Origin of the sequence: Salipiger bermudensis HTCC2601 (genome assembly GCF_000153725.1) — a bacterium.
In the GTDB taxonomy this organism is placed as follows: Bacteria; Pseudomonadota; Alphaproteobacteria; order Rhodobacterales; family Rhodobacteraceae; genus Salipiger; species Salipiger bermudensis.
The window spans coordinates 2,571,219-2,595,358 of sequence record NZ_DS022276.1 but is presented as its reverse complement, the minus strand read 5'-3'; the positions used below and the strand labels follow the sequence as shown (position 1 = coordinate 2,595,358).

Genomic DNA, 24,140 nt, shown 5'->3' with positions numbered 1-24,140 from the left:
CGACGCCCCTGCCCCGGCCCTCTGACGGGCCTCGCAAATTTCAAAAAATAAAACCCAAGGGGGACCCGGCGCCGTGCAGTGGCTGACCGATTACAAGATTCCCGTAGGCGACGCGGCCAGTGCCGTCTTCGAATGGGTTCGGGACAACGGAGAAGTTGTCCTTGATGCCCTCTCCACCTTCATGGAAGCGATGATCGACGCGATCCTCTGGATCCTGCAGGAGCCGCCCGAGCTCATCGTCATCCTGACCTTCGTCGCCATCACCTACGCGCTGCAGCGCAACTGGAAGACCGCGCTGTTCGTGTTCGCGGGCTTCCTCTTCATTCTCAATCAGGATTACTGGGAGGAGACCACCGAAAGCCTGACGCTGGTGCTCTCGTCCTGCCTCGTCTGCATGGCCATCGGGGTGCCGATCGGCATCTACGCGGCGCACCGGCCCAAGGTCTATACCTACCTGCGCCCGATTCTCGACCTGATGCAGACCCTGCCCACCTTTGTCTACCTGATCCCGGCCATCGTGTTCTTTGGCATCGGCATGGTGCCGGGCCTGATCGCCACGGTGATCTTCGTGCTGCCCGCGCCGATCCGCCTGACCTATCTCGGCGTCTCCTCGACGCCCAAGGCGCTGCTCGAGGCGGCCACCGCCTTCGGTGCCACGCCGACCCAGACGCTCTACAAGGTCGAACTGCCCTACGCGGTGCCGCAGATCATGGCCGGTCTGAACCAGACCATCATGCTGTCGCTCTCCATGGTCGTCGTCGCGGCACTGGTCGGTGCAGACGGGCTCGGGGTGCCGGTCGTCCGCGCGCTCAACCAGGTGAACACGGCGCTCGGCTTTGAATCCGGCTTCGTCATCGTGGTGGTCGCCATCATGCTCGACCGCATCCTCAACGTCGGAGGCCGCAAATGAGCACCGCCGTCAATATCGACAACGTCTCGATCGTCTTCGGCGATCGCCCAAAGCGCGCCCTGCCCCTGATGGACGAGGGCAAGGACCGCGCCGAAATCCAGACCGCAACGGACCAGGTTCTGGGCGTGCACAACTGCAACCTCGAGGTCCAGCAGGGCGAGATCCACGTGCTCATGGGCCTCTCGGGCTCGGGCAAGTCGACGCTTTTGCGCGCGGTCAACGGGCTCAACCCGGTGGTGCGCGGCAAGGTCGAGGTCAATGACGGCGACCGGATGGTCGACGTCACCCATTGCGACGCCGCCACCCTGCGGCGGATCCGCATGCACAACGTCGCCATGGTCTTCCAGCAGTTCGGCCTGCTGCCGTGGCGCTCGGTGCGCGAGAATGTGGGCCTTGGCCTCGAGCTTTCGGGCATGAAGGGCAAGGAGGCGCGTGACCGCGTCGAGGAGCAGCTCGCGCTGGTCGGTCTGGCCGACTGGGCCGACAACAAGGTCAGCGAGCTCTCGGGCGGCATGCAGCAGCGCGTGGGCCTTGCCCGTGCCTTCGCCACGCAGGCGCCGATCCTGCTGATGGACGAGCCGTTCTCGGCGCTCGACCCGCTGATCCGCACCAAGCTGCAGGACGAGCTTCTCGAACTGCAGGAGCGGCTCAAGCGCACCATCCTGTTCGTCAGCCACGATCTCGACGAGGCCTTCAAGCTCGGCAACCACATCTCGATCATGGAGGGCGGCCGGATCGTCCAGAGCGGCGCGCCGCAGGACATCTTCACCGATCCGCGCAACGAGTACGTGGCAGAGTTCGTGCAGCATATGAACCCGCTGGGCGTTCTGCGGGCGCGGGACCTGATGACCCCGCTGACCACCAGCCCGAGCCGCACCATCGAGGCCGACAGCCTCGTGCGCGATGGCTTCGACACGCTTCTGGGCAGCGACGCACCGGTGGGCGTCACCGAAAACGGCCAACTCGTCGGCCAGCTGGGCAAGGACGATGTCCTGAGGGGCCTCAGCCCCACCGAGTGAGGCTGCGCAGAGCAAACCTGCCCAAGAACAAGAAAGCGCCGCGATGGGACCATCGCGGCGCTTGTCGTTTTCGAGAGCCCATTCCGGGGGCTGCGGAGCACTCAGGCGACCCCGACCCCGCCGCTGGCCAGCACGTTGTTGGAATAAGACGGGTTGCCGGTCACATCCTCGCCGAACCACGCCGGCGGGACGAAGGCCTCGGCCTCTTCGACGCTTTGGAACTCCACCTCGACCAGACGCAGGTCGCGGTCGTCGAACAGATCGAGCTCGAAGGTGCGCCCGTCCTCGAGCAGACCGGTCCAGCGGGTCTTGGCGATGCAGCGGTCACCCGTGGCGGGCCAGAGCCGGTCGAACGTGGCGGCGTCGATCTCGCTCTCACGCTCGGAGCGCATCATCTTGCCCTTGCCCTTCACCGTGATGAAGAACTTCTTGCCCTTCTGGCGCAGCCGCACCTGCACCGAGTCCGACGGCACCGTGACATAGCCCTGCCGGATCTTCTTGCTGTCGACGCCGTCCAGCGATGGCAGCTCGGCCACCAGAAACTTGCGTTCGATTTCAACGGGGTTGTCGGTCATAGACGCTCCAGCAGTTCCTTGCACAGCAGGTCATAGCCTTTCACTGCCGCGTTGTTCCGGGCAAAGGTGCCCACCGGCGCGCGATGCACGCCCATTTTCTCGACCTCGGAGCTGAACGGCACCGCCACGTCGAGCAGCCGCTTGCCGTATTCCTTGCGCATGGCCGCGACGGTCTCGGAATGCAGCTTCTTGGTGCCCTGCACCATAGAGAAGAAGCCGAGGATCTTCTTCTTCGGCAGCCCATTCTCGTCGAAGAAGGCGAGAAGCTGCTCGAAGGTCCGCTCGGACAGGGTGGTCGGGATCACCGGCACGAGGATCGCGTCGGCGCTCTTGAACACGTTCTCCGACAAGGTCGAGATATTCGGCGGGCAATCGAGCAGCACCACGTCGTAATCCTTGTCGACGCTTTTCAGCGCCTTCTTCAGCCGCGAGCGCGAGTTCTTCATGCGCGACAGGAAGACGTCGAAATCCCGAAAGCTCATGTTCGCGGGCAGGATATCGAGATTGTCGAAATCGCTGCCCCGGATGGCGCTGGTGAAGCGCTTCACATCGGTGAAGAACCGCTCGTCGGTCAACTTCTTCGACGGCTTGACGCGAAAGTAGAAGCCCGAGGCCCCCTGCGGATCGAGATCGCAGAGGAGCACGCGCTGGCCGGCCTTGGCCAGCCCGTAGGCGATGTTCACCGCGCTGGCGGTCTTGCCGACGCCGCCCTTGTTGGAATAGCACGCGACGATCTTCATTTCTTCGCCTCTCCTTCGGGTTTGAAGAGCGTGCGGAACTGCGCCTGCGTCTCCTCGCTGTCGAACGCCGCGAAGGAGGCGGTGACGCGGGCGCGCTCTTCGAGCTGCTTGTTGTGGAGCACGGTGACCAGGCCACCAATGCCGGTGGCGATCTCGACCGTGTCCGGCTCAGAGCTGCCGGCGAGCGCATCGGCCTGCTCCTGCAGGGCGGCCTGCTGCACCGAGTAGTCGTTGAAGTTGCCAAGGTTGTCCTGAAGCTTCTTCAGCGCCTTGATCAGCTTTCGGACCTCGGCATCGCCGAACAGTGGCGCGAAGAACTCCATCAGGTAGCGCAGCTTCTTGCACTCGATGCGCAGCTCATGAACCTGCTCGTCCGGCGTCGCTTCGTCGATGCCTCGGGCGATCTTGCAGACCTTGCGGTAGCGCTTCCAGATCAGTGCCTTGGCGTAGTCGAGCGCGTGGCGGTTGGCCTCGGGCCCTTTCGACAGCGCCTTGGTCTTGTCGAACAGCTTCTCGAGCCTGGCCATTTCCTTCTCGTAGGCCTTGCTGTCGAGATAGGCGGTCAGCTTGGCGTGCTCGAGGTCGCGCTGTGCGGCGAACATGTCGAAGAGCTTGCCGATGCCCGGCCGGAAACCTTCGGGCACCAGCGCGAGATAGCGGTCACGCTCGATCAGGTAGACGTCGAGATCGCGCAGCCGGCCGGTGCGCGCCATGATCGCGCCGAACCGGGCCTTGAGATCGGCAGTCTGCTTCTCGTCGTAGACGCCCTTGAACAGCGAGATCACCGAGCGGACGCGGCGCAGGGCGACGCGGTATTCATGCAGGAACTCGCTGTCGAGATCGGCACCGATGCCGTCTTCCTGCCGCCGGGCGGCGACAAGCTGGGCGCGGATGATGTCATTGGCGGCCTTGAAGGCCTTTTCATCCGCCGACATCACGATCCGGGTCTTGCCGATCAGCGCCGGATCCTCGCCGCGCAGCGCGGCGCTGGCCTCGAGCATGGTGCCGACCTTGCCGTTGCCGGCCGCCGCGGACAGCGCCGCCTTGACCTTGCCGAGCGTCTTGTCGTAGCCGCGCAACGGCGTCAGCGCCGAGACCGAGACCGCCCCTGCCTTGCCAGCGTCGAGCACCCAGAGCGTGCCGCGCAGGTGGGTCTTCTCGTTGTCGTCGAGCACCCGCAGCCCGTGCCGCGAGAGCGTGCCTTCGGCCACGGTCATCAACGTGCGCAGCGGCGAGACGATGCCGGACAGGCGCTTGGTCACCGGGCCGGCGGGCATCTGCGCGATGAAGTCGGGCTCGGCGCGCTCCTGCACCAGTGCCTCGGTCCCGCCCAGCAGGTGCAGCCCCGCATCCGTCAGTACCAGCAGCAGACCCGCCGCCGCGACCTGCGCGTCGAACGTGTCGAGCAGCGCGAAGGCGGACGTGCCCTCGCCCTCGTCGAGCGCAAGGTGCAGCTTTCCGAGATCGGCGTCCCGAAGCAGGGTGCGCAGGTCGCCCCCGCTTGTGATTGTCAGCATGTCTGGCACGATCGCCTCTCGTTCTCGGGCTGTCCTGGCAACTGTGGGCCTCCTATCAAAATCAATCAAGACACCGGAAGCGCTACGAAAGGCTACGGCGGGCCGTGTCAATGTCATGGAACCATTCCGAGCCGCAACAGCTTTTCGTCAGCCGGACTGACAGCCAAGCACACCGGGTGGACCTGTGCTGACGAGACCGCGCCCCGGCCCTTGCGGGTGCTCATACAGCGAGCGCGGGCCGGCTCTCGGACGTGGGCCAGTTCGGCGACAACCGCGCGCTTCAGCCGCCCCCTCGCCCATCCCGTTCAATCCATTTGATTTTTCCCGCTTTCACCACCGCGACCCGCCTTGCCTCGAATGTGCCCTCTCGCAAGTCAAGCCGAGCCTCCGGCGGTGTGCGGCCCCTGCGCAAGGCGCGTTGACGCGTCCGGACCGACTGACTACCAAATGAGACGAGGAGTATCATTTTCCGCGCGTCCCGGCCTGTTGAGCACGAGATGCGGCGGGTCCAAGGTCCGGGATGGCTGACCTTTCCCGGATCTCGCGATCTGAGACACCGTACCAGACAGAGAGATGACGGTTCACCGTCCAACGCCCGGGGGGAGCGACGCGCATGAAGATGACAACCGAGGAAGCCTTCGTGAAGGTTCTGCAGCGGCACGGCATTCGCCATGCCTTCGGCATTATCGGCTCGGCCATGATGCCGATCTCGGACCTGTTCCCGAAGGCCGGCATCACCTTCTGGGACTGCGCGCACGAAGGCTCGGCGGGGATGATGGCCGACGGCTACACCCGCGCCACCGGCAAGATGTCGATGATGATCGCCCAGAACGGCCCCGGCATCACCAATTTCGTCACCGCGGTGAAGACCGCCTACTGGAATCACACGCCGCTCTTGCTGGTGACGCCGCAGGCCGCGAACAAGACAATTGGTCAGGGCGGCTTCCAGGAAGTCGAGCAGATGAAGCTCTTCGAGGACATGGTCGCCTACCAGGAAGAGGTCCGTGATCCGACGCGTGTGGCCGAGGTGCTGACCCGCGTGATCGCCAAGGCCAAGCGGCTCTCGGCCCCGGCCCAGCTCAACATTCCGCGCGACATGTGGACCCAGGTCGTCGATATCGAGCTGCCCGAGCCGATGGAGTTCGAGCTGTCCCCCGGCGGCGAGAGCTCGGTCAGCCGCGCCGCGGCGCTGCTCTCTGAGGCAAAGACCCCTGTGATCCTGAACGGCGCAGGCGTGGTGCTGAGCGACGGCGGCATTCGTGCCTCGATGGCGCTGGCCGAGCGCCTCGATGCGCCGGTCTGCGTCGGCTACCAGCACAACGACGCCTTCCCCGGCTCGCATCCGCTGTTTGCCGGCCCGCTGGGCTACAACGGCTCCAAGGCCGGCATGGAGCTGATCGCCGGGGCCGACGTGGTGCTCTGCCTCGGCACCCGCCTGAACCCGTTCTCCACCCTGCCCGGCTATGGCATCGATTACTGGCCGCAGGATGCCAAGATCATCCAGGTCGACATCAACCCAGACCGCATCGGCCTGACCAAGACGGTCAGCGTCGGCATCGTGGGCGATGCCGCCAAAGTGGCAAACGGCATCCTCGCGCAGCTGTCGGACAGCGCCGGCGACGCAGGCCGCGAGGCGCGAAAAGCGCGGATCGCCGAGACCAAGTCGAAATGGGCTCAGCAGCTTTCGTCGATGGATCACGAGGACGACGATCCCGGCACGACGTGGAACCAGCGCGCCCGCGCCGACAAGCCCGACTGGATGAGCCCGCGCATGGCGTGGCGCGCGATACAGTCCGTCCTGCCCACCGACGCGATCATCTCGTCGGACATCGGCAACAACTGCGCCATCGGCAACGCCTACCCGGCCTTCGAGGCGGGGCGGAAATACCTCGCTCCCGGCCTCTTCGGCCCCTGCGGCTATGGCTTGCCGGCCATCGTCGGCGCCAAGATCGGCTGCCCCGACGTGCCGGTGGTGGGCTTTGCCGGCGACGGCGCCTTCGGCATCGCGGTCAACGAACTCACCGCCATTGGCCGCGGCGAATGGCCGGCGATCACCCAGATCGTCTTTCGCAACTACCAGTGGGGCGCCGAGAAGCGGAACTCGACGCTATGGTTCGACGACAATTTCGTCGGCACCGAGCTCGACACGCAGGTGAGCTATGCCGGCATCGCCAAGGCCTGCGGCCTCAAGGGCGTGGTCGCGCGCACGATGGAGGAGCTCACCCAAGCGCTGAACACCGCCATCCTGGAGCAGATGGAGACCGGCACCACCACGCTGATCGAGGCGATGATCAACCAGGAACTGGGCGAGCCCTTCCGCCGCGACGCGATGAAAAAGCCGGTCGAGGTGGCCGGGATCGATGCTGCCGACATGATCGACCGGCCCGGCTGACCCCATGCGCGAGAGCTTTGCAGACCTGACGTCCGGCCCGCGTCTGGCCGGCCGCCTCAAGGACCATTTTCCCGGGGTCATGGTTTCGATCCTCGTGGCGCTCGCGGCGCAATTCGTGGCCGAGCATTACGGTGCGCCAGCGATGCTGATGGCGCTTCTCTTCGGCATCGCGCTCAACTTCCTGGGCGACGAGGGCCCCACCGCCCCCGGCATCTCCTTCACCGCCCGCACCGTTCTGCGCTTCGGCGTGGCGGTGCTGGGCGCACGGATCAGCGTCGAGATGCTGCTGTCGCTCGGCTGGAGCATGATCGCGCTGCTGGTGGCGGGGGTGGGTCTCACGATCCTCTTCGGCATCGGGTTGGCGCGGCTGATCGGTCAGCGCAGCCGCTTCGCCGTGCTGACCGCTGGCGCTGTGGCGATCTGCGGCGCCTCGGCGGCGATGGCGATCGCGGCGGTCTTGCCAAAGGACGAGCGCTCGGAACGAGACCTGCTGTTCACCGTGCTCGGCGTCACCGTGCTCTCGACCGCGGCGATGATCCTCTACCCGATCCTCACCCGCTCGCTGGGCTTCGACGATCTCACCGCCGGGGCCTTCATCGGCGGCACCGTGCATGACGTGGCGCAGGTGGTGGGCGCGGGCTTCTCGATCTCCGAGACCGCCGGCGAGACCTCGACGCTGGTCAAGCTCATCCGGGTCTCCTTCCTCGCCCCCGTGGTGGTGGTGATCGCGCTCTGGACGCCGCGCGGCGCCGTGACCGGGGGCAAGCGCCCGCCGCTCATCCCGGGTTTCGTGCTGGGCTTTTTGGTGCTGGCGGCGCTGAACTCCTTCGAACTGATCCCTGCGGGCCTCGGCCAGGTGCTGGCGCGGATCTCGAGCTGGGCGCTGCTCTCGGCCATCGCCGCGGTGGGCATGAAGACCGACCTGCGCAACATCATCCAGGTCGGCGGCGGCGCCATCGCCCTGATCGTGGCCGAGACGCTGTTCCTTGCCGCCCTCGTGCTTGGCGGCATCAGCCTGATCGATCTGGCGCCCTGAGCAGGGCAGTCCACTTTGGGCGCGCAAAAGAAAACCGCCCGCGTCGGGCTGCGACGCGGGCGGTACGAAGATCTGATCTCAGCGCTTCTTGGCGGGTTTGTCCGCCTTCTCCTCGGCCGAGGGGAGATCGATGTTGATCTCGAGGCTGGAGACGTCGTCGTCGCGCTCCATCCGGATATCGACCTCGTCATCGGCGACGTCGATGTATTTCCGGATCACCGCGATCAGGTCGTTCTGCAGCTGCGGCAGGTAGTCGGGCGTGCCCGAGCCCTGCCCGCGTTCATGCGCCAGCAGAAGCTGCAGGCGATCCCGCGCGGTCTGGGCCGTCTTGGGACGGCGGCGGTTGAGAGAGAAACCGAACAGGCTCATGCCGACCGTCCGAACAGCCGCTGGAACAGGCCCGGCTTGCGCTCGCTCTCGATGCGCATCTCGATCTCCTCGCCAAGCAGGCGCGACACCGCGTCCTTGTAGGCGGTCTGGGCTGAGGACGGCTCGTCGAGGATCACCGGCGTGCCGACGTTCGACGCCCGCAGCACCGCCTGACTCTCGGGGATGATCCCCAGAAGCGGCACGGCGAGGATCTCGAGCACGTCGTCGACGGTCATCATCTCGCCGCGGTCGATGCGGCCCTGATCGTGACGGGTCAGCAGGACGCGCGCCTTGACCGGATCGCTGTCGCCCTTCTCGGCGCGCTGGGTCTTGCTGCTGAGAAGGCCGAGCACGCGGTCGCTGTCGCGCACCGAGGACACCTCGGGGTTGGTCACCACGACGGCCTCGTCGGCGAAATACATCGCCAGCTGGGCGCCGCGCTCGATGCCTGCCGGGCTGTCGCAGATGATGTAGTCGAACTCTTCCTTGAGCTCGTTCAGCACCGCCTCGACGCCTTCCTGGGTCAGCGCATCCTTGTCGCGGGTCTGCGAGGTCGGCAGGATGAACAGCGTATCAAGGCGCTTGTCCTTGATCAGCGCCTGCTTGAGCCGGGCATCGCCCTGGATCACGTTGATGAAGTCGAACACCACGCGGCGTTCGCATCCCATGATCATGTCGAGGTTCCGCAGGCCGACATCGAAGTCGATCACCACGGTCTTGTAGCCCTGCTGTGCCAGCCCTGCCGAGATCGCGGCGGCAGAGGTGGTCTTGCCAACCCCGCCCTTGCCCGAGGTGATCACGACGATCCGGCCCAGCGGCGCCTCGTCCTTGAGTTGCGTCGTCATCCGAGCGCCTCCACACATAGTCGTTCGTCTTTAAGGAAAATTTGCACGGCCTGGCCGCGCAGCTCGTCCTCGATACTTTCGCTTGTCCTGTAGAGCCCCGCGACTGCCAGCAGCTCGGCGTGCAGTGCCCGGCAGAAAATCCGACCGGTCTCATCGCCATGACAGCCCGCCATGGCCCGGCCGCGCAGCGGTCCGTAGACATGGATGTTGCCCGCCGCGACCAGTTCGGCCCCGGACGACACCGGCCCGATCACCGTCAGATCGCCGCGCTCGGCCACCACGAGCTGGCCCGAGCGGACCGGCTTGGTGATAACCTTGTTGTCGGGCGGCAGCAGCCGGTCGACCTTGCTCTTGCGCGCCGGCTTGGCCTCGGGTGCGGGGCCGTCGCGACCGATCCGCACCGGGATCAGGCCGAGCCCGTCCGCCGCCTCGAGCTGGGGCGAGGTGGTGTTCTGCACCCCGAAGACCAGCATGTTGCGGGTGCGCAGCTTCGCGACCAGATCGGCCAGAGCGGCGCTGTCGGCAAACTCCGGCACCTTGGAAAAATCCAGCACCAGAGGCGCGTCGAGCAGCAGCTGCGGCGCCTTGGTGATCTGTGCGTCAATGGCCTCGAAGAAGGCGTCGTCGAACTGGTCGCTCTCGATCCGGAGGGCGATTGCGGTCATGAATCGACCGCGGACCTGGAACGGTTTGACCGCCACCGACGCGCGGGCGCCTCGGTCTCGGGTAACGTCTGCTGGCACCTGGATGCGTGCTCCTGCTCTCGTATGTCTGGGCGCGACTCGCACGCGCACTCGTTTTGGTCGACCCTTTAGATTCTCCGAGGGGCCGGTGCACGGAGAAAATATCACAATCGTGAGATTGCGCGGCTTCCTGCCCGGGACTCGGGGGCGGCTCGGTGGCAAGCCGCCGGCGGGCAGGAATTCTAACGCGTCAGCCCCCGTCGCCGACGATCCCGGCAAGGCTGCCGCGCAATTCGGCAATCTCGCTCTCGACCGGGCCACCGGGCTGTTCGGCGCGCTCCGACCATTCGCTGAACCGCGCCAGAAGCGGCAGGAAGGTCTGGATTTCCTCCATCGTCCAGTCCCGAAAGAAAGATCCTAAAACCAACAGCTTATAGGTCCGGACCGCCTCGACGATGCGGCCGCCCGCCTCGGTCAGCTCGAGCACCGCGCGGCGGGCGTCCTGCTGGCTGACGGCGCGCTGCACGAGTCCCCGGCGGATCAGGTCTGTGCTGATCCGGCTGGCGCGCGAGGGGTCGATGCTGAGCCGCAGCGCCACGGTGCCGACGGTGGTTTCGCAGGTCGCCTCCTCGTCGCCGAATTCGTTGGCCGGCGCGCGCACCGCCATCAGCACGTCGAGCTGCGCCAGATCGATGGGAAGATCGAGGTCGCGCAGGGCCTTGTGGCCGAAATCGCGCTTCATCACACGCCGCCGCCAGCGCTGTAGCACCGCGTCCACGTCGAGCGCCGCCTGCGACACGTCGCGTTCGATCCCCGCCCGCTCGAGGCCGTCCTTCAGTATCTCGTCTCGTCGGCTCAAAGCTGCCTCGCGCAATTAGATGCTATTGACATATATATGCCACCAGCACAGATATAAGACCCAGACCATTCTGACCCAAGGGGCATGTCGGCGCCAGTTTGCAGACCGTTGCGCCCGCCCCGGGCCCGCACAGTTTTCGTGGAGATACTCGAATGACCGCCATTGACCAAGGCGCGACCGACATGCCGCCCTCACCTGCCAGCGCCGAGCCGGTGCCGATCAAGCTCGTCCTGAGTGCGGTGGCGGCAACGCTGCTGTTTGCCTCGCTCGGCCAGACCATCGTGTCGACCGCCCTGCCGGTGATGGTCGCCGACCTCGGCGGCATGGACAAGATCACCTGGGTGATGACCGCCTATCTGCTGGCCTCGACCATCGGCGCACCGGTGGCGGGCAAGCTGGGCGATCTCTACGGCCGCAAGCCGGTGCTGCAATGGGGCATCGGCGTGTTCATCCTCGGCGCGGTGATCTGCGGCACGGCCACCAGCATGGGCATGGTGATCGCAGGCCGCATCATCCAGGGCGCAGGCGGCGGCGGGCTGATCGTCACCTGCATGGCGCTAGTGGGCGACCTGCTGCCGGCGCGCGAGCGCGGCAAGGCGCAGGCGGTGCTGGGCGCGGCCTTCGGCATCTCGACGGTCATCGGACCGCTGCTCGGCGGCTTCCTCGTGCAGAACCTGAGCTGGCACTGGATCTTCTTCGTCAATTTCCCCGTGGGCGCGCTGGCCTTCATCGTGCTGGGCATCGCCCTGCCCCGGCGCAGCGATCGCTCGCGCAAGTCGGTGGACTATGCCGGCGGCGCGCTGCTGGCGACGCTGCTGGCATCGCTGGTGCTGATCTCGAACACCGGAGGCACCGTCTTCGCGTGGGCCAGCCCGCAGGTGCTCGCCCTCGGGATCATTGCGCTCAGCGCGCTGGCGCTGTTCATCCGAGTCGAGCGCCGCGCCGCCGAACCGATCCTGCCGATGAGCCTGTTTGCCAACAACACCTTCGTGGTGATGAACGCGGTCGGCATCCTCGTCGGTATGGCGATGTTCGGCACCATCACCCTCCTGCCGTTCTTCCTGCAGGTGGTGAAGGGCATCTCGCCGACCTCCTCGGGGCTGTTTCTGGTGCCGATGATGGGCGGGCTGCTGTCGGCCTCGATCCTGTCGGGCCGCTACATGGCGCGCACCGGACGCTACAAGTTCCTGCCGGTGGCCTCGACCGCGCTGCTGTCGCTGTCGCTGCTGTCGATGACCACGCTGTCGGTCGAGAGCCCTCTCTGGGTGATTGCGCTGTCGATGGTGGGCATCGGGCTCGGCCTCGGGCCGGTCTTCGCCATCGGCGTGGCCGCGATCCAGAACGCGATCCCGGTGTCGATGCTGGGTGTCGGCACCGCCAGTGCCAACATGTTCCGCCTGATCGGCGGCGCGGTGGGCACCGCCGCCTTCGGCGCGCTGTTCAGCACCCAGCTGGCGCGCTCGCTCGAGGGCGAGGTGCCCGGCATGGGCGATGGCGGCGTGCGCAGCATCGGCGCAGACATGGTGCAGGCGCTGCCGCATGACGCTCAGGTGCTGGTGATGGAGAGCATCAGCCAGGCGCTTCACCCGGTGTTCTGGATCGCCGCCGGCGCGGCGCTGCTGGCCTGCCTCGCGTCGCTGATGCTGCGAGAGCTGCCGCTCTCGAGCTGAGCCAAGAGTTGCTCCCTGTCGCCCGTCAGCCCTGAGCTTCGTGGTCAGGCTGGCGGGCGTTTTTTCTACATCATCCGATCGGGGCCTCGCGCGGAATCAAGGCCGCAGGCCGCCACGCATCGCCGGGCCGCCCCCCCGGACCGGCGCTGCGCAGCGGGCACCAGCGTCATAGCAATCTGCTACGTCGCCCCGGCGACCGCGTCCCTCAGCGCTTCTTCATCGCATCCGCCAGCGCCGCGCCCAGCGCGCCCTGACCGCCGCCCGAGGATTTGCCGCGCGGCGCGCTGCTCGCGCCTCCGCCACGCCGCCCCTTCGGAGCCCCCTGCCCGCCCGGCTTGCCACCGCGCTCGGGCTTGCCGCCGCCGTCCTTGCGCATCGACAGGCCGATGCGCTTGCGCGGCACGTCGACCTCGGTCACCCGCACGCGCACCACGTCGCCGGCCTTCACCACCTCGTGCGGGTCCTTCACGAAACGATCGGCAAGCTGGCTCACATGCACCAGACCGTCCTGATGCACGCCGATATCGACGAAGGCGCCGAAGGCCGCCACGTTGGTGACCGTGCCCTCGAGCGACATGCCGGGCTTGAGATCGGTGATCTGCTCGACGCCTTCGGTGAAGCTCGCGGTCTTGAAGCTCGGGCGGGGGTCGCGGCCAGGCTTCTCCAGCTCCGACAGGATGTCCTGCACCGTCGGCAGGCCGAAGCTGGCATCGACGAACTGCTCTGCTCGAACCCCGCGCAGCGCCTCGGGGTGGCCCATGATCTGGCGGATGTCGCGACCGCAAGCCTTCACGATGCGGCGCGCCACGTCATAGGCCTCGGGGTGTACCGAGGAAGCATCGAGCGGCTCGTCGCCCTCGCGGATGCGCAGGAACCCGGCGCTCTGCTCGAAGGCCTTGGGGCCGACGCCCGTCACCTTCTTCAGCGCCTTGCGCGAAGCGAAGGCGCCGTTGGCATCCCGATGCGCCACGATGTTCTGCGCCAGCGACGGCCCGAGCCCCGCCACATGCGCCAGAAGCGGCGCCGAGGCGGTGTTGAGATCGACCCCCACGGCGTTCACCGCATCCTCGACCACCGCCTCAAGCGCTTTCGCGAGCTGGCGCTGATCGACATCGTGCTGATACTGGCCCACGCCGATGCTCTCGGGGGTGATCTTGACCAGCTCGGCCAGCGGGTCCTGCAGGCGGCGCGCGATCGACACCGCGCCGCGCAGGCTGACGTCTAGATCGGGGAATTCCTTCGCCGCCAGCTCGGAGGCGGAATAGACCGAGGCGCCGGCCTCGGAGACCACCACCTTGGTGGGCTTCGGCCCCTCGAGCAGCTTCAGCGTGTCGCCCACCAGCCGCTCGGTCTCGCGGCTGGCGGTGCCGTTGCCGATGGCGATGAGCGCAACCCCGTGGCGCTTCACCAGACGGGCGATCTCGGCCTGCGCGCCGCGAAGGTCGTTCTTGGGCTGGAACGGGTAGAGCGTTGCGGTCTCGAGCAGCTTGCCGGTGGCATCGACCACCGCCGCTTTCACCCCGGTGCGGATGCCGGGGTCGAGCCCCAGCGTCGCCTTGGCCCCGGCGGGCGCGGCCAGCAGCAGATCCTTGAGATTGCGCGAGAACACCCGGATGGCCTCGTCATGGGCGCGGCGGCGCAGATCGGTCATCAGGTCGACATACATGGTCAGGCTGAGCTTCACCCGCCATGTCCAGCCCGCCGCGTCGCGCAGCCATTGGTCGCCCGGCGCCTCGCCGGGGATACCGATGACCTGCGAAATGATGCCTACAGCGCGGGTCGGGCCGGTCTCGGGCTCTGGCGCGATGTTCACCGTCAGGATCTCTTCCTTCGAGGCGCGCAGGATCGCCAGCGCCCGGTGGGCCGGAATGTCGGCCCATTTTTCCGAGTGGTCGAAATAGTCCGAGAACTTGGCCCCGGCCTGTTCCTTGCCCGGCTGCACCGTGGCGGAGATCACCGCCTCCTCCTTCATGAAGCTCCGCAGCCGGCCCAGCAGGTCGGCATTCTCGCTCAGCTCCTCGGCGAGGATGTCGCGGGCGCCCTCGAGCGCCTTCTTGGCGCTCTCGACAGCTTCGCCGACATAGCCCTCGGCGAGGCGCTGCGGATCGGCGGAGCGATCCTCGGTGATGGCGCGCAGCAGCGGCTCGAGACCGTTCTCGCGGGCGATCATCGCCTTGGTGCGGCGCTTGGGCTTGTAGGGAAGATAGATGTCCTCGAGCGTGGCCTTGGTCTCGGCCTGCGCGATGGAGCGGGCCAGCGCGTCGGTGAGCTTGCCCTGCCCCTTGATCGACTCGAGGATCGAGGCCCGGCGGGCCTCCATCTCGCGCAGATAGACCAGACGGTCGCCCAGCGTGCGCAGCTGGGTGTCGTCGAGCCCTCCGGTGACCTCTTTGCGGTAGCGCGCCACGAAGGGCACCGTGGCGCCCCCGTCGAGCAGCTCGACCGCGGCGCTGACCTGCTTCGGGCTGGCGGCGATCTCGGTGGCGATGGTGCGGGCGATGCGCTCGGCGATCTGGTCCAAGGGGGCCTCCTGTCACTCGGGAGGATCGTCATACCGCGCAGCCCGGCCAGCGCCAAGGGCATGCGCGGCGGCAGGCGGGTTTCTTGCCGAGCGCATGGCCCGTCCCGCAAGGACGCGGCGCGCAAGGCCTTGGCCCCACACGGCGCGCCATGCGTGTCGCGCCCTACATCGGAGCGATGTAGGCACCGAACAGGCGGCGGCAGTCTTCCGGGGCGAGCAGGCAGGCCGGCGGCGCCTCGGCCCCGATCCCGCGGTTCATCGCGTGCAGCAGCAGATGCGCCCCGGCCGGATCGCCAAGGAACGGGCGGTCGAAGAGATCGGTCTTCTGCACGCCCTCCTCGGCCTCGAAAATCACCGCGTCTTCCTTGATCGTCACCTCGACGCTCAGCTCGGCGAGCGTTTCCGGGTCGACCGCCGTGGGATCGTCCGACAGGATCACGAAATCGGCCAGCTTGCCCGCCTCGATGGAGCCCTTTTCCTCCTCCTCGAAATGCTGCCACGCCGGCCAGATCGTCATCGCCTTCAGCGCGGTCATCACGTCGACCCGCTGCGCCGGCCCGAGAATGTCACCCGAGCGGGTGCGCCGGGTGACCGTGGCCGACAGGATCCGCATGCTGTTGGGGAAGGCCACCGGCGCATCGTGATGCGTGCCGAACATCATGCCGCGCTGGCGCACCCAGCCGGTGGGCGAGATGTTGTCGGCATTGACCGGGCCCACCGTGTGATCACGGTGCCAGTCGCCCCAGTAGAAGGTGTGCATCGGGAAGAGAGAGGGGAAAATCCCCAGTTCCTGCAGGCTGTCGACCTGATCCTCGCGCAGGAACTGCCCGTGGATGAGCACCGGGCGGCTCTCGGGCGCGCCGTATTTCTCCTCGGCCGCCGCGATCGCGGCAATGAGCATGTCGGACGCGCCTTCGCCATTGGCATGGGTGATGATCTGGATGCCCTTGCCATAGCACCAGTCGACCATCTCGTTGACCTGCTCTTCGGTGATGGCCGAATAGCCCTTGTAGCCCGGGGGATAGTCGCCCACCGGGTCGTAATAGGGGCGGTCGCGCAGCGCGGTAAAGCCCTGCGGCGAGCCGTCGATGGTCAGCTTGCAGCCGGCCACGCGGACGTGGCCGTCATAGTCCTGCGAGACCTCCGCCTCGATGAAATCCTGCGCCGCCAGCACATCAGGATAGGCCGCCACGTCGATCGGCAGGCCTCCGGCGGCGTCCACCGCCCTGAGCGCCGCCACGTTGCCGGGGCTCGAGCGCCCCTCCTGCGCGGTGGTGTAGCCGAACCGGGCCCACATCTCGGCCCCGGCGCGGGCGAATTCATTGAAGCCATCCGGGCCAAGCTGGCTGAGCAGCGGCACAAGCGCGTTGAAGAAGCCGTATTCCTCGAGCACGCCGTTGGGGCGGCCATCCTCGCCGCGGCGGATCACCCCGCCCGGAGGGCTTTCGCTGTCATCGGTGATGCCCACGAACTCGAGCGCCTTCGAGTTGGCCACCCCGATATGCCCCGATTGGTGAATGATCAGGATCGGCACCTCGGTCGAGACCGCGTCGAGATCGTCGCGGGTCGGGTGGCGCAGCTCCGCGAGCTGCGCGTTGTCATAGCCAAAGCCGACGACGAGGTTGATCTTCTCGACGGCCTCGCGGTTCTCGTCCATCCAGGCGCGCAGCCCCTGCTGCAGGCTCGCGATGTCCGAGACATCCCCGTCGGGCGGCGCCAGCATATTCGCCGAGAGCGCCTGGATGCCGCCCAGGACGACATGGCCGTGGCTGTCGACGAAGCCCGGCAGCATGGCCCGCCCGGCGAGGTCGAACATCTTGGTCCCCTCGCCCCTCAGCGCCTCCATGTCGGCCAGTGAGCCCACCGCGAGGATGTGCCCGTCCTGCACCGCCACCGCCTCGGCCCGCGGCATGGCGTCGTCGATGGTCAGGATCGGGCCGCCGGAATAGATCGTGTCGGCGACCTCCTGCGCGGTCAGCAAGCCGGGCGCGGCGGCCACGAGAACGGCGGCGAGCGAAGCGCCGAGCACGGAACGGGACATCATCTGGTCATCCTCCTATTTCATGCCGCCGGGCCGGAGCAGGCCCGCGGCATACACTGCCAATGTGATACTGGCAGGATGGCACTGTCCTTGATTCAGCTCACGCATTTTTCAATCAGGGCGGGCAATTCGGGGCTGACGCCGCCACGGCGCCGGAAAGTGCTGGCCCCACTGCGCCGCCGCCATATGTTGAGGGCAAGCCCGGCGTTGCATCGCCGGCGCTTGGCCACCCTACCGTCAGGATCCCATGTCCGTCTTCGTTCCGCCCACCGTCACCCCGCCGGCAAAGCCGCTCGGCATGCTCGCCAGCGTGCGCGAGGCGCGGCGCAACGTGCTGAGCATCATTCCCGGCATCGCCTACACCCAGCCCATCGTCACCGGCACCACAGGCCCGTCGCGCTGGCACATGGTGCAGGGCCCCGAGGGGATGAAGCGGATCTTTCTCGACAACGTTGGCAACTACCCGAAATCCGAGGTCATGCTGCGGATGCTGCGCCCGGCGGTGGGCAATTCGCTGTTTACCTCCGAGGGCGCGCAGTGGCGCTGGCAGCGCCGCGCCATCGCGCCGGTCTTTGCCGCCCGCAATGTCGAGGCGCTGGCCCCGGTGATGACAGAAACCGCCGCCCGCGCCGCTGGCCGGCTCGCCGCCAGCGGTGGTCAGGCCGAGCTGGTCAAGGAGATGCTCTCGGCCACCTTCGACGTGATCTGCGACGTGGCGCTCTCGGGGCGCGAGCATTTCGACGCCGATCTCTACGGCGAGGCGATCACCAAGTATTTCCTCACCGTGGGTCGCGCATCGCTGCTGGATTTCCTCGAGATGCCGATCTGGGTGCCCCGCCCCGGCGAGTTCCTCGGGCGCGGCGCGGTCAAGACCATGCACAGGATGGTCTCGGCGGCGATCAACGACCGGCGCAGGCAGGGGGCCGGCCCGCTCGACGACCTGCTCGACCACATGCTGCGCGCCAAGGATCCGCAGACCGGGCGCACCATGTCGCCGCAGGACCTGCTGCACAACATGCAGTTCTTCATCGTCGCCGGCCACGAGACCACGGCGCTGGCGATCTCCTGGGCGCTCTACCTGCTGGCCAACGATCCCGCCGCACAGGAGCGCGCCCGCGAAGAGGCACGCGGCGTGCTGGGCGAGCGTGCCGCAGCGGGCGGCGACCTCGCCGCCATGCCCTATACCGAGCAGGTGCTCGACGAGGCGATGCGACTCTACCCACCGGTGGGGATGCTGGCGCGCAACGTGCTCGACGATGACGAGATCTACGACCGCGACATCCGCCCCGGCGAGACGGTCTTCGTCAACACCTACGCACTGCACCGGCACGAGGATCTCTGGGAGCGCCCGCACGCCTTCGACCCCGACCATTTCTCGCCCGCCGCCCGCGAGGCGCGTGACCGCTATGCCTACCTTCCGTTCGGTGCCGGTCCGCGGGTCTGCGTGGGGGCAAACTTCGCGATGATGCAGGCACAGATCATCCTCGCCACGCTGGTGGCGCGGTTCCGCTTTGCGCCCGCCGGGAAGGTGCCCGAGCCCATCATGCACATGACCGTGCGCCCCGAGCCGGGCGTGACGCTTGAGGTCCACCCGGTCTGACGCCGCGACCCGGGACATGCGGCGTGCGCCCTGCCGGTCATCGTCGAGCCCGCAGAGCGGATGGGCAGAGCACCGCCTTTGCGTCAGGGAACCCACTGGCCAGCTTTGCGTTTTACATTTAGACGGCGTAAAGCGCCAAGGTTCGAAGCGCTCATGTCGCGATTTCGGAATAATTGTATTTGTGAAGCGGCCTGTTGTCCGGTCGCCTTTAAGCTTATCCGCTGCAAGGATAAGATGTAGCTAAGGGGTTCAGCGAATGTCCAGAAGCCGTGAGAACTATCATCACGGTCAGTTGCGGGAAGCGCTGATCACCGCTGCCGACGAGATCCTGCACGAAAGCGGCATCGAGGGCTTCTCCCTCCGCAAGGCCGCCGCCCGCGCGGGCGTCTCGCCGGGCGCCCCGGCGCATCACTTCAAATCGGTGACCGGCCTGCTGACTGCCGTGGCGGTGCTGACCCTCGACGAGCTGTCCGAGCGCATGCGCGCGGTGTCGACGGACCTGCCGCTCGCGGCACAGGTGCGCGAGCTGGCCTCGGTCTATGTGCGCTATTCGATGGAGTATCCCGGCCGGCTTCAGGTCACCTATCGCCGCGCCATCGTCGACCGCAGCGATCCTGAGTTCATGCGCTCCTCGGGCGAAGCGTTCGGGCAGTTCTTCGCCAGCGCGGCACGCTACCACGGCGTGCCTCACCCCAGCCGCGAGAGCGCTTCGCAGATGCATCCGCAGCTGCTGCTCGACTACGCCACCGTACAGGGCATGGCGCTGACCGCGGTCGAGGGCAACTGGCGTTTCATCGTCTCGCATGACGATCCCCAAGGGGATTTCCTCAGGCGCATCCTGCCGATGCTGGTCGAGGCGCGCTGGCCGGACAAGCCCGCCGCCTGAGCCCCGGCGCTTTCCCTCGCGCAACATCTGGTCCACCATGCGCCCAGCAGGAGGAGACCCGATGGCCAAGCTTCCCGACCGCCCCGCCCACTCTTGGCGAGACGACCCGACCGTTCCCGCGTTCGACGACGACCGGCCGCTCGCGGTGATGGACGGCAATTGCGCCCTGTGCTCGCGGGGCGCGCGCATGATCGCCCGGCTCGATCGTGACGAGGCCTTCCGCATCTGTCCGGTGCAGTCGCCGCTCGGCACCGCTCTGGTGAGGCATTTCGAGCAGGACCCCGACGATCCGCAGACCTGGCTGTTTCTGGATCAAGGCCGGGCCTGGTCCGGCATGGACGCGATCATCCGCATCGGCGAACGGCTTGGCGGCATCGGACGCTTCGCAAGCGCGCTCCGTATCCTGCCCGCGCCGCTGCGCGACTGGCTTTACAGGCGCATCGCCTTCAACCGCTACCGCTTCGGACGCAGCGATATGTGCGCTCTGCCGGACGAGGCCCTGCAGCGCCGGCTGATCGACTGAACAATCGATTCCGTCGAGCTGCTCCTTACCGGTGTCCCGGGCCGCGCCGGACCTCTTGAGGTGGAAGCGCTATCGCTATAGTGATGTATCAGGTTGAGAATCAATCTATACGTGTTCTAATTTCCACCGCGGCGGCGAAAAAAAGATGCTCAAGCGGCCTCCGTGCGCTAATATCCTGTCCGGGAGGATCACATGCCATACACGAATAGAGAGGGCCTGCGGCCCATCTACGCGCAAAGTGCGCGCGAAAACGAACTGCTGAGCGAAATCGAGGAGCTCGAGAGCGAGCTGCGCGCCTTTGTCGCCGTGGCCCTGCAGCACGGGATGCGGGACTATTGCGAGACCCGCCACCCCGACCTGACCCGCGAGATCGAGGCCGGGATCCAGCGCTCGCGCGAGCGGGCCGAGATGAAATACGCCAAGATCCTCGCGCAGATCCTGCGCGTCCCCGGGCTTCACGCCACGCGCGGAGAGACCGAAGAGCGGACCTATTACCGCACCGCCGAGGACAACGTCGCCTATATCGAGCATGCGCTGCAAAAGAAGCGCTTCATCCTGAATGGCATCTGGGTGGCGCCGGCCTATCGCGGCAAGGGCATCGCGCACCGCATCCTGCGCCGCCTGGTCGAGGCCGCCGACGAGACCGATTTCGGCATCGCGCTGGATCACGAACCGTTCGGCGAGGAAGGCCTGAGCCGCGAGGATCTGGTCGCGTTCTACAACCGCCACGGCTTCCAGACGCACGCCGGCAAGGCCGAGGGCATGTTCCGCTTCCCGCGCACCCCGCTCGATCTTTACGCGCGGCCGCATATGGTCTGAGGGTCGCGCCTGTTTTGAATGAGGGACCCGCACCACTGGTGCGGGTCCTTTTCTTTTGCGTGGCGGGCCAGTTCAGGATGTCATGTCCCGAACCCCCAACAATCCTGCGATAGGGCCAATGCCTTGCAATGGTCGACCCCGCCGCACGGGCATCGCTCGGGCGACCGGCAGTGGAAAAACCATGAGCGCCCCCGCAGTTTCCTGCGGGGGCGCTCTTGGCTCTGGATAGAGGCCATCCGCCTCAGTGCTGCGGCCGCTCCGCCCAGCCTGCGAAGATCTTCTCCAGCATGACCACGGCGTAGTAGAGGATGATGCCCAGCACAGCGAGCGCGATGAGCACGGCGAACATCAGCGGGTAGTTCGAGTTGGTCTGCCCCGACAGGAACAGCGCACCCAGCCCGCGCCCGTGCGGCGAGATGATCTCGACGAGGTTGGTGCCGATGAAGGCCAGCGTCACCGACACCTTCAACGCGCCAAAGAACTCGGGCAGCGTCTTGGGCAGGGCAATCTTGCGGAAGATGGTCAGCCGGCTGGCCCCGAGCGAGCGCAGGATGTCGCGGTATTCCGGCTCCAACGTCGACAGGCCGATGCCGACCGAGACCGCGATCGGGAAGAACGAGATCAGGAACGCCATCAGCACGGTGTTGAAATTGTGCTGCCCGATGAAGAGCAGCGCCAGCACCGGCACCAGCGTCGCCTTGGGAATGGCGTTGAACCCCACCAGCAGCGGGTACAGCGCGTCGCGCGCGATGCGCGAGAAGCCCATGACCATCCCCAGCGCGGTGCCGAAGATCACCGCCAGCGCCAGACCGGCGACGGTGCGCCAGAGGGTCTGCCAGCTGCCCTCGACGAAGAGCGACCAGAACCGGATATAGGCGTCGGGCAGGTCGGAGGGCGAGGCCATGACGTAGTTCGGCCAGCCATTGACCCAGACCAGGAACTCCCACAGCAGCAGAAAGATGACGATGGCGCCGACCGGAACGGCGACTTTCTGGAAATTTCGCATCAGTGCACCGCCGGTTCTGGCTGTCGCCCCTGGGCGATCTGGATCTGTTCGCGCAGGGTGGCCAGCATCTGCGCGCATTCGGGCGTGTAGAGCCCCTCGAGCTTGCGCAGCCCCTCGCCCGGATAATGCACGTCGAGCACGTATTGCGTCGTCGCCGGACGGCCCGAGAGCACGATGACCTGATCCCCGAGATAGACGCTCTCGCGCAGGTCATGGGTGATCAGCACCGCGGTGAAGGGCTCCTTGGCACGCAGCTCGTGCATGGTCTGCCACAGGTCCTCGCGGGTGAAGGCATCAAGCGCGCCGAAGGGCTCGTCCATGATCAGCACGTCGGGCTTGTGCACGATGGCGCGGCACAGCGAGGCGCGCTGACGCATGCCGCCCGAAAGCTCCGACGGGCGCTTGTTCTCGAAGCCCGTCAGGCCCACCAGATCAAGCAGCTCCATGGCACGCTCGACGCGCTGCTTCTTGGGCATGCCCGGGGCCACGATCTCGAGCGGCAGCATGACGTTCTGCAAGATGGTGCGCCATTCCAGCATGACCGGGTTCTGAAACGCCATTCCGACGGTCTTGCGCGGTGATTTCACCAGCTTGCCATGCAGCCAGACCTCGCCCTGATCGGGCTTCATCAGCCCGGCGACGAGACGCGTGAGGGTGGACTTGCCACAGCCCGACGGGCCGACCACGGCGGCGAACTCGCCCTCGGGAACCGAGACGTTGAGATTGTCCAGCACCGGCAGCGGGCCGTTCGGTGTCTGGTAGGCGTGGGTCACGCCCTTGATGTCGATGAGATTGGTCATATCGATGCGGGCGCCGGCGAGGCTGCTGCCGGCGCCCGTCGTCCTTACTTCAGCATGCGCGCGTCGGCGCCAGGCAGGTAGCTGTCGTCGAAATAGAGCGACGCGTCGGGCTCGGAGGTGAACTCGTAGACCGATTTGGTCTGCTCGATGGCCGCCGCCATGCGGTCGGCATCGACGCCGCCGATGCCGTTCTCGGCGACGTAATCGGTCAGCACGTTGTCATCGATCGCCATCTGCAGGCGCTCGGTCTCGAGCTCGGCATCGGCGGCCGGGTTGCGCTCGAGCAGCGCTTCGATCGCGGCCTCGGGATCTGCGATGGCGGCCTTCCAGCCACCGGCGATGGCACCGAGGAAGGCGGTCACGGCCTCGGGGTTCTCGGAGGCGAAATCGGTGTTCACGATCACCGCGTTGCCATAGAGCTCGACACCATTGTCGGCCATCAGGATCACGCTCAGGTCATCCTCGGCCACGCCGAGACGCTTGAGGTTCAGCGTCGAGGAAAACGAGAAGCCGGTCACCGCGTCGACCTCTTCCTGCGCCAGCATCGGCTCGCGGGTCGGGAAACCGACCGGCTCCACGGTGATCGCGTCCATGTCGAGATCGTTCTCGGCGGCAAAGATCGGGAACTGAGCCCAGGCACCGTCGGGGGGCGGCGCACCCAGCACCTTGCCCTCGAGATCCTTCGGCGTCTCGATCCCGAGCGACTTGCGGCCGACCACCGCGAAGGGCGGCTTGTCATAGACCATCATGACCGCGGTCACAGGCGCGCCGGGGTTCTGATCGATGAAGCGCATCAGGCTGTTGATGTCGGCAAAGCCCACCGGGTAGGCGCCGGTGGCGACTTTCGGAATCGCATCGAGCGAGCCCTTGCCCTCGGAGATCTCGACGCTGAGGTCGGCGTCAGCGAACAGGCCACTGTCGACCGCAAGGAAATACGGCGCCGCGGGGCCCTCGAATTTCCAGTCCAGCGCGAACGGCATGTCGGTTTCGGCGCTCGCGGCACCGGTTGCGCCGATCACGGCCATGGAGGCGGCGAAGGCGGTGGAGATGTATCGATTGAACAAGGCTTGCTCCCATAAGTCTTGACTGGCGCGAGCTATGGCCCCAGCCGGCTGCAGATTGACAGGTCTTGCCGGCAGCAGGCAGGCCACCCCACGCCCAGCGACACCCGTTTGTACGAAAAAGGACACGTGTGCGCAAAAATTAGTCAAGAAAAAATGACCATGTGGACAAATTTCTCCACGGCTCAAGGCACCGTTTCTGCGGCGTGGAACAGCGTGGATCGGCACATTTCAGGGGGCCTCTGGCCTGCCTGACGGTCCTTCCCCC

21 protein-coding genes are annotated in these 24,140 nt (G+C 66.6%); 9 read left to right on the top strand and 12 right to left on the bottom strand.

Annotated features, from left to right (window positions below; genetic code table 11):
• The first annotated feature begins 73 nt into the window (after positions 1 to 73).
• Positions 74 to 910, top strand: coding sequence for a choline ABC transporter permease subunit (choW, locus tag R2601_RS12290; protein WP_007798771.1), 837 nt, complete (start codon positions 74 to 76; stop codon positions 908 to 910).
• On the top strand, positions 907 to 1,929 hold the full coding sequence (gene choV / locus R2601_RS12285) for a choline ABC transporter ATP-binding protein (protein ID WP_007798768.1): 1,023 nt from the start codon (positions 907 to 909) through the stop codon (positions 1,927 to 1,929). Before choW ends, choV begins: the two co-directional genes overlap by 4 nt.
• 101 nt (positions 1,930 to 2,030) lie before the next feature.
• Here choV and R2601_RS12280 read toward each other — a convergent pair whose 3' ends face one another.
• The 3 genes from R2601_RS12280 to R2601_RS12270 are packed head-to-tail and all read right to left on the bottom strand — an operon-like array spanning position 2,031 to position 4,761.
• Positions 2,031 to 2,504, bottom strand: a complete 474-nt coding sequence (locus R2601_RS12280) for a CYTH domain-containing protein (RefSeq protein ID WP_007798766.1) — start codon at positions 2,502 to 2,504, stop codon at positions 2,031 to 2,033.
• Entirely contained in the window at positions 2,501 to 3,244 is a 744-nt protein-coding gene (locus R2601_RS12275) for a ParA family protein (RefSeq protein WP_007798763.1), read from the bottom strand. Before R2601_RS12275 ends, R2601_RS12280 begins: the two co-directional genes overlap by 4 nt.
• Entirely contained in the window at positions 3,241 to 4,761 is a 1,521-nt protein-coding gene (locus tag R2601_RS12270; protein ID WP_007798760.1) for a CHAD domain-containing protein, read from the bottom strand. The genes R2601_RS12275 and R2601_RS12270 overlap by 4 nt, the downstream gene beginning before the upstream one ends.
• Before the next feature lie 613 nt (positions 4,762 to 5,374).
• Here R2601_RS12270 and xsc point away from each other — a divergent pair.
• Both xsc and R2601_RS12260 read left to right on the top strand, forming a co-directional pair.
• Positions 5,375 to 7,153, top strand: a complete 1,779-nt coding sequence (gene xsc / locus R2601_RS12265) for a sulfoacetaldehyde acetyltransferase (protein WP_007798757.1) — start codon at positions 5,375 to 5,377, stop codon at positions 7,151 to 7,153.
• A gap of 4 nt (positions 7,154 to 7,157) precedes the next feature.
• Positions 7,158 to 8,189 carry a YeiH family protein gene (locus R2601_RS12260; protein WP_007798754.1) on the top strand — a complete coding sequence of 344 codons (1,032 nt, stop codon included), beginning with the start codon at positions 7,158 to 7,160 and terminating at the stop codon, positions 8,187 to 8,189.
• A 78-nt stretch (positions 8,190 to 8,267) separates the two neighbouring features.
• On the opposite strand, the gene minE is transcribed toward R2601_RS12260, so the two are convergent.
• The 4 genes from minE to R2601_RS12240 all read right to left on the bottom strand — a co-directional run bounded on the left by minE (position 8,268) and on the right by R2601_RS12240 (position 10,945).
• Positions 8,268 to 8,558 (bottom strand): cell division topological specificity factor MinE, encoded by a 291-nt coding sequence (minE, locus tag R2601_RS12255; RefSeq protein WP_007798750.1) that lies wholly within the window; start codon positions 8,556 to 8,558, stop codon positions 8,268 to 8,270.
• The gene (gene minD / locus R2601_RS12250; protein ID WP_007798748.1) at positions 8,555 to 9,403 is read right to left on the bottom strand and encodes a septum site-determining protein MinD; all 849 of its coding nucleotides are present in this window, start codon (positions 9,401 to 9,403) and stop codon (positions 8,555 to 8,557) included. The genes minE and minD overlap by 4 nt, the downstream gene beginning before the upstream one ends.
• Entirely contained in the window at positions 9,400 to 10,104 is a 705-nt protein-coding gene (minC, locus tag R2601_RS12245; protein WP_311135726.1) for a septum site-determining protein MinC, read from the bottom strand. The genes minD and minC overlap by 4 nt, the downstream gene beginning before the upstream one ends.
• 232 nt (positions 10,105 to 10,336) lie before the next feature.
• Entirely contained in the window at positions 10,337 to 10,945 is a 609-nt protein-coding gene (locus tag R2601_RS12240; protein WP_040544661.1) for a MarR family winged helix-turn-helix transcriptional regulator, read from the bottom strand.
• A gap of 152 nt (positions 10,946 to 11,097) precedes the next feature.
• Between R2601_RS12240 and R2601_RS12235 the strand changes: the two genes are divergently transcribed.
• On the top strand, positions 11,098 to 12,615 hold the full coding sequence (locus R2601_RS12235; RefSeq protein WP_007798736.1) for an MDR family MFS transporter: 1,518 nt from the start codon (positions 11,098 to 11,100) through the stop codon (positions 12,613 to 12,615).
• A gap of 205 nt (positions 12,616 to 12,820) precedes the next feature.
• On the opposite strand, the gene R2601_RS12230 is transcribed toward R2601_RS12235, so the two are convergent.
• Both R2601_RS12230 and R2601_RS12225 read right to left on the bottom strand, forming a co-directional pair.
• Positions 12,821 to 15,136 (bottom strand): Tex family protein, encoded by a 2,316-nt coding sequence (locus R2601_RS12230; protein WP_007798733.1) that lies wholly within the window; start codon positions 15,134 to 15,136, stop codon positions 12,821 to 12,823.
• Between the two features lie 163 nt (positions 15,137 to 15,299).
• The gene (locus tag R2601_RS12225; protein WP_007798729.1) at positions 15,300 to 17,180 is read right to left on the bottom strand and encodes an amidohydrolase; all 1,881 of its coding nucleotides are present in this window, start codon (positions 17,178 to 17,180) and stop codon (positions 15,300 to 15,302) included.
• Between the two features lie 244 nt (positions 17,181 to 17,424).
• Here R2601_RS12225 and R2601_RS12220 point away from each other — a divergent pair, with 244 nt between their 5' ends.
• The 4 genes from R2601_RS12220 to R2601_RS12205 all read left to right on the top strand — a co-directional run bounded on the left by R2601_RS12220 (position 17,425) and on the right by R2601_RS12205 (position 21,005).
• Entirely contained in the window at positions 17,425 to 18,777 is a 1,353-nt protein-coding gene (locus tag R2601_RS12220; protein ID WP_007798727.1) for a cytochrome P450, read from the top strand.
• A 256-nt stretch (positions 18,778 to 19,033) separates the two neighbouring features.
• Entirely contained in the window at positions 19,034 to 19,663 is a 630-nt protein-coding gene (locus R2601_RS25490; protein WP_007798723.1) for a TetR/AcrR family transcriptional regulator, read from the top strand.
• A gap of 61 nt (positions 19,664 to 19,724) precedes the next feature.
• Positions 19,725 to 20,186, top strand: a complete 462-nt coding sequence (locus R2601_RS12210) for a thiol-disulfide oxidoreductase DCC family protein (RefSeq protein WP_007798720.1) — start codon at positions 19,725 to 19,727, stop codon at positions 20,184 to 20,186.
• Positions 20,187 to 20,378: 192 nt separating this feature from the next.
• Entirely contained in the window at positions 20,379 to 21,005 is a 627-nt protein-coding gene (locus R2601_RS12205; protein ID WP_007798717.1) for a GNAT family N-acetyltransferase, read from the top strand.
• 241 nt (positions 21,006 to 21,246) lie between these two features.
• Here R2601_RS12205 and R2601_RS12200 read toward each other — a convergent pair whose 3' ends face one another.
• Genes R2601_RS12200 through R2601_RS12190 form a run of 3 tightly spaced genes read right to left on the bottom strand, consistent with a single transcriptional unit; the run spans position 21,247 to position 23,836 of the window.
• Positions 21,247 to 22,011 (bottom strand): ABC transporter permease, encoded by a 765-nt coding sequence (locus tag R2601_RS12200; protein WP_007798714.1) that lies wholly within the window; start codon positions 22,009 to 22,011, stop codon positions 21,247 to 21,249.
• Entirely contained in the window at positions 22,011 to 22,811 is an 801-nt protein-coding gene (locus R2601_RS12195; RefSeq protein WP_007798712.1) for an ABC transporter ATP-binding protein, read from the bottom strand. Before R2601_RS12195 ends, R2601_RS12200 begins: the two co-directional genes overlap by 1 nt.
• Before the next feature lie 44 nt (positions 22,812 to 22,855).
• On the bottom strand, positions 22,856 to 23,836 hold the full coding sequence (locus R2601_RS12190) for an ABC transporter substrate-binding protein (RefSeq protein WP_086003312.1): 981 nt from the start codon (positions 23,834 to 23,836) through the stop codon (positions 22,856 to 22,858).
• Positions 23,837 to 24,140 lie beyond the last annotated feature (304 nt).

What these genes read in the sequence shown, in the direction of transcription:
- R2601_RS12225 (WP_007798729.1), bottom strand. Translation starts at nt 17,180, where the DNA reads ATGATGTCCCGTTCCGTGCTCGGCGCTTCGCTCGCCGCCGTTCTCGTG.
- R2601_RS12260 (WP_007798754.1), top strand. Translation starts at nt 7,158, where the DNA reads ATGCGCGAGAGCTTTGCAGACCTGACGTCCGGCCCGCGTCTGGCCGGC.
- R2601_RS12195 (WP_007798712.1), bottom strand. Translation starts at nt 22,811, where the DNA reads ATGACCAATCTCATCGACATCAAGGGCGTGACCCACGCCTACCAGACA.
- choV (WP_007798768.1), top strand. Translation starts at nt 907, where the DNA reads ATGAGCACCGCCGTCAATATCGACAACGTCTCGATCGTCTTCGGCGAT.
- R2601_RS12235 (WP_007798736.1), top strand. Translation starts at nt 11,098, where the DNA reads ATGACCGCCATTGACCAAGGCGCGACCGACATGCCGCCCTCACCTGCC.
- xsc (WP_007798757.1), top strand. Translation starts at nt 5,375, where the DNA reads ATGAAGATGACAACCGAGGAAGCCTTCGTGAAGGTTCTGCAGCGGCAC.
- R2601_RS12205 (WP_007798717.1), top strand. Translation starts at nt 20,379, where the DNA reads ATGCCATACACGAATAGAGAGGGCCTGCGGCCCATCTACGCGCAAAGT.
- R2601_RS12200 (WP_007798714.1), bottom strand. Translation starts at nt 22,011, where the DNA reads ATGCGAAATTTCCAGAAAGTCGCCGTTCCGGTCGGCGCCATCGTCATC.
- R2601_RS12280 (WP_007798766.1), bottom strand. Translation starts at nt 2,504, where the DNA reads ATGACCGACAACCCCGTTGAAATCGAACGCAAGTTTCTGGTGGCCGAG.
- R2601_RS12270 (WP_007798760.1), bottom strand. Translation starts at nt 4,761, where the DNA reads ATGCTGACAATCACAAGCGGGGGCGACCTGCGCACCCTGCTTCGGGAC.
- minE (WP_007798750.1), bottom strand. Translation starts at nt 8,558, where the DNA reads ATGAGCCTGTTCGGTTTCTCTCTCAACCGCCGCCGTCCCAAGACGGCC.
- R2601_RS25490 (WP_007798723.1), top strand. Translation starts at nt 19,034, where the DNA reads ATGTCCAGAAGCCGTGAGAACTATCATCACGGTCAGTTGCGGGAAGCG.
- minD (WP_007798748.1), bottom strand. Translation starts at nt 9,403, where the DNA reads ATGACGACGCAACTCAAGGACGAGGCGCCGCTGGGCCGGATCGTCGTG.
- R2601_RS12190 (WP_086003312.1), bottom strand. Translation starts at nt 23,836, where the DNA reads ATGGCCGTGATCGGCGCAACCGGTGCCGCGAGCGCCGAAACCGACATG.
- R2601_RS12275 (WP_007798763.1), bottom strand. Translation starts at nt 3,244, where the DNA reads ATGAAGATCGTCGCGTGCTATTCCAACAAGGGCGGCGTCGGCAAGACC.
- R2601_RS12220 (WP_007798727.1), top strand. Translation starts at nt 17,425, where the DNA reads ATGTCCGTCTTCGTTCCGCCCACCGTCACCCCGCCGGCAAAGCCGCTC.
- R2601_RS12210 (WP_007798720.1), top strand. Translation starts at nt 19,725, where the DNA reads ATGGCCAAGCTTCCCGACCGCCCCGCCCACTCTTGGCGAGACGACCCG.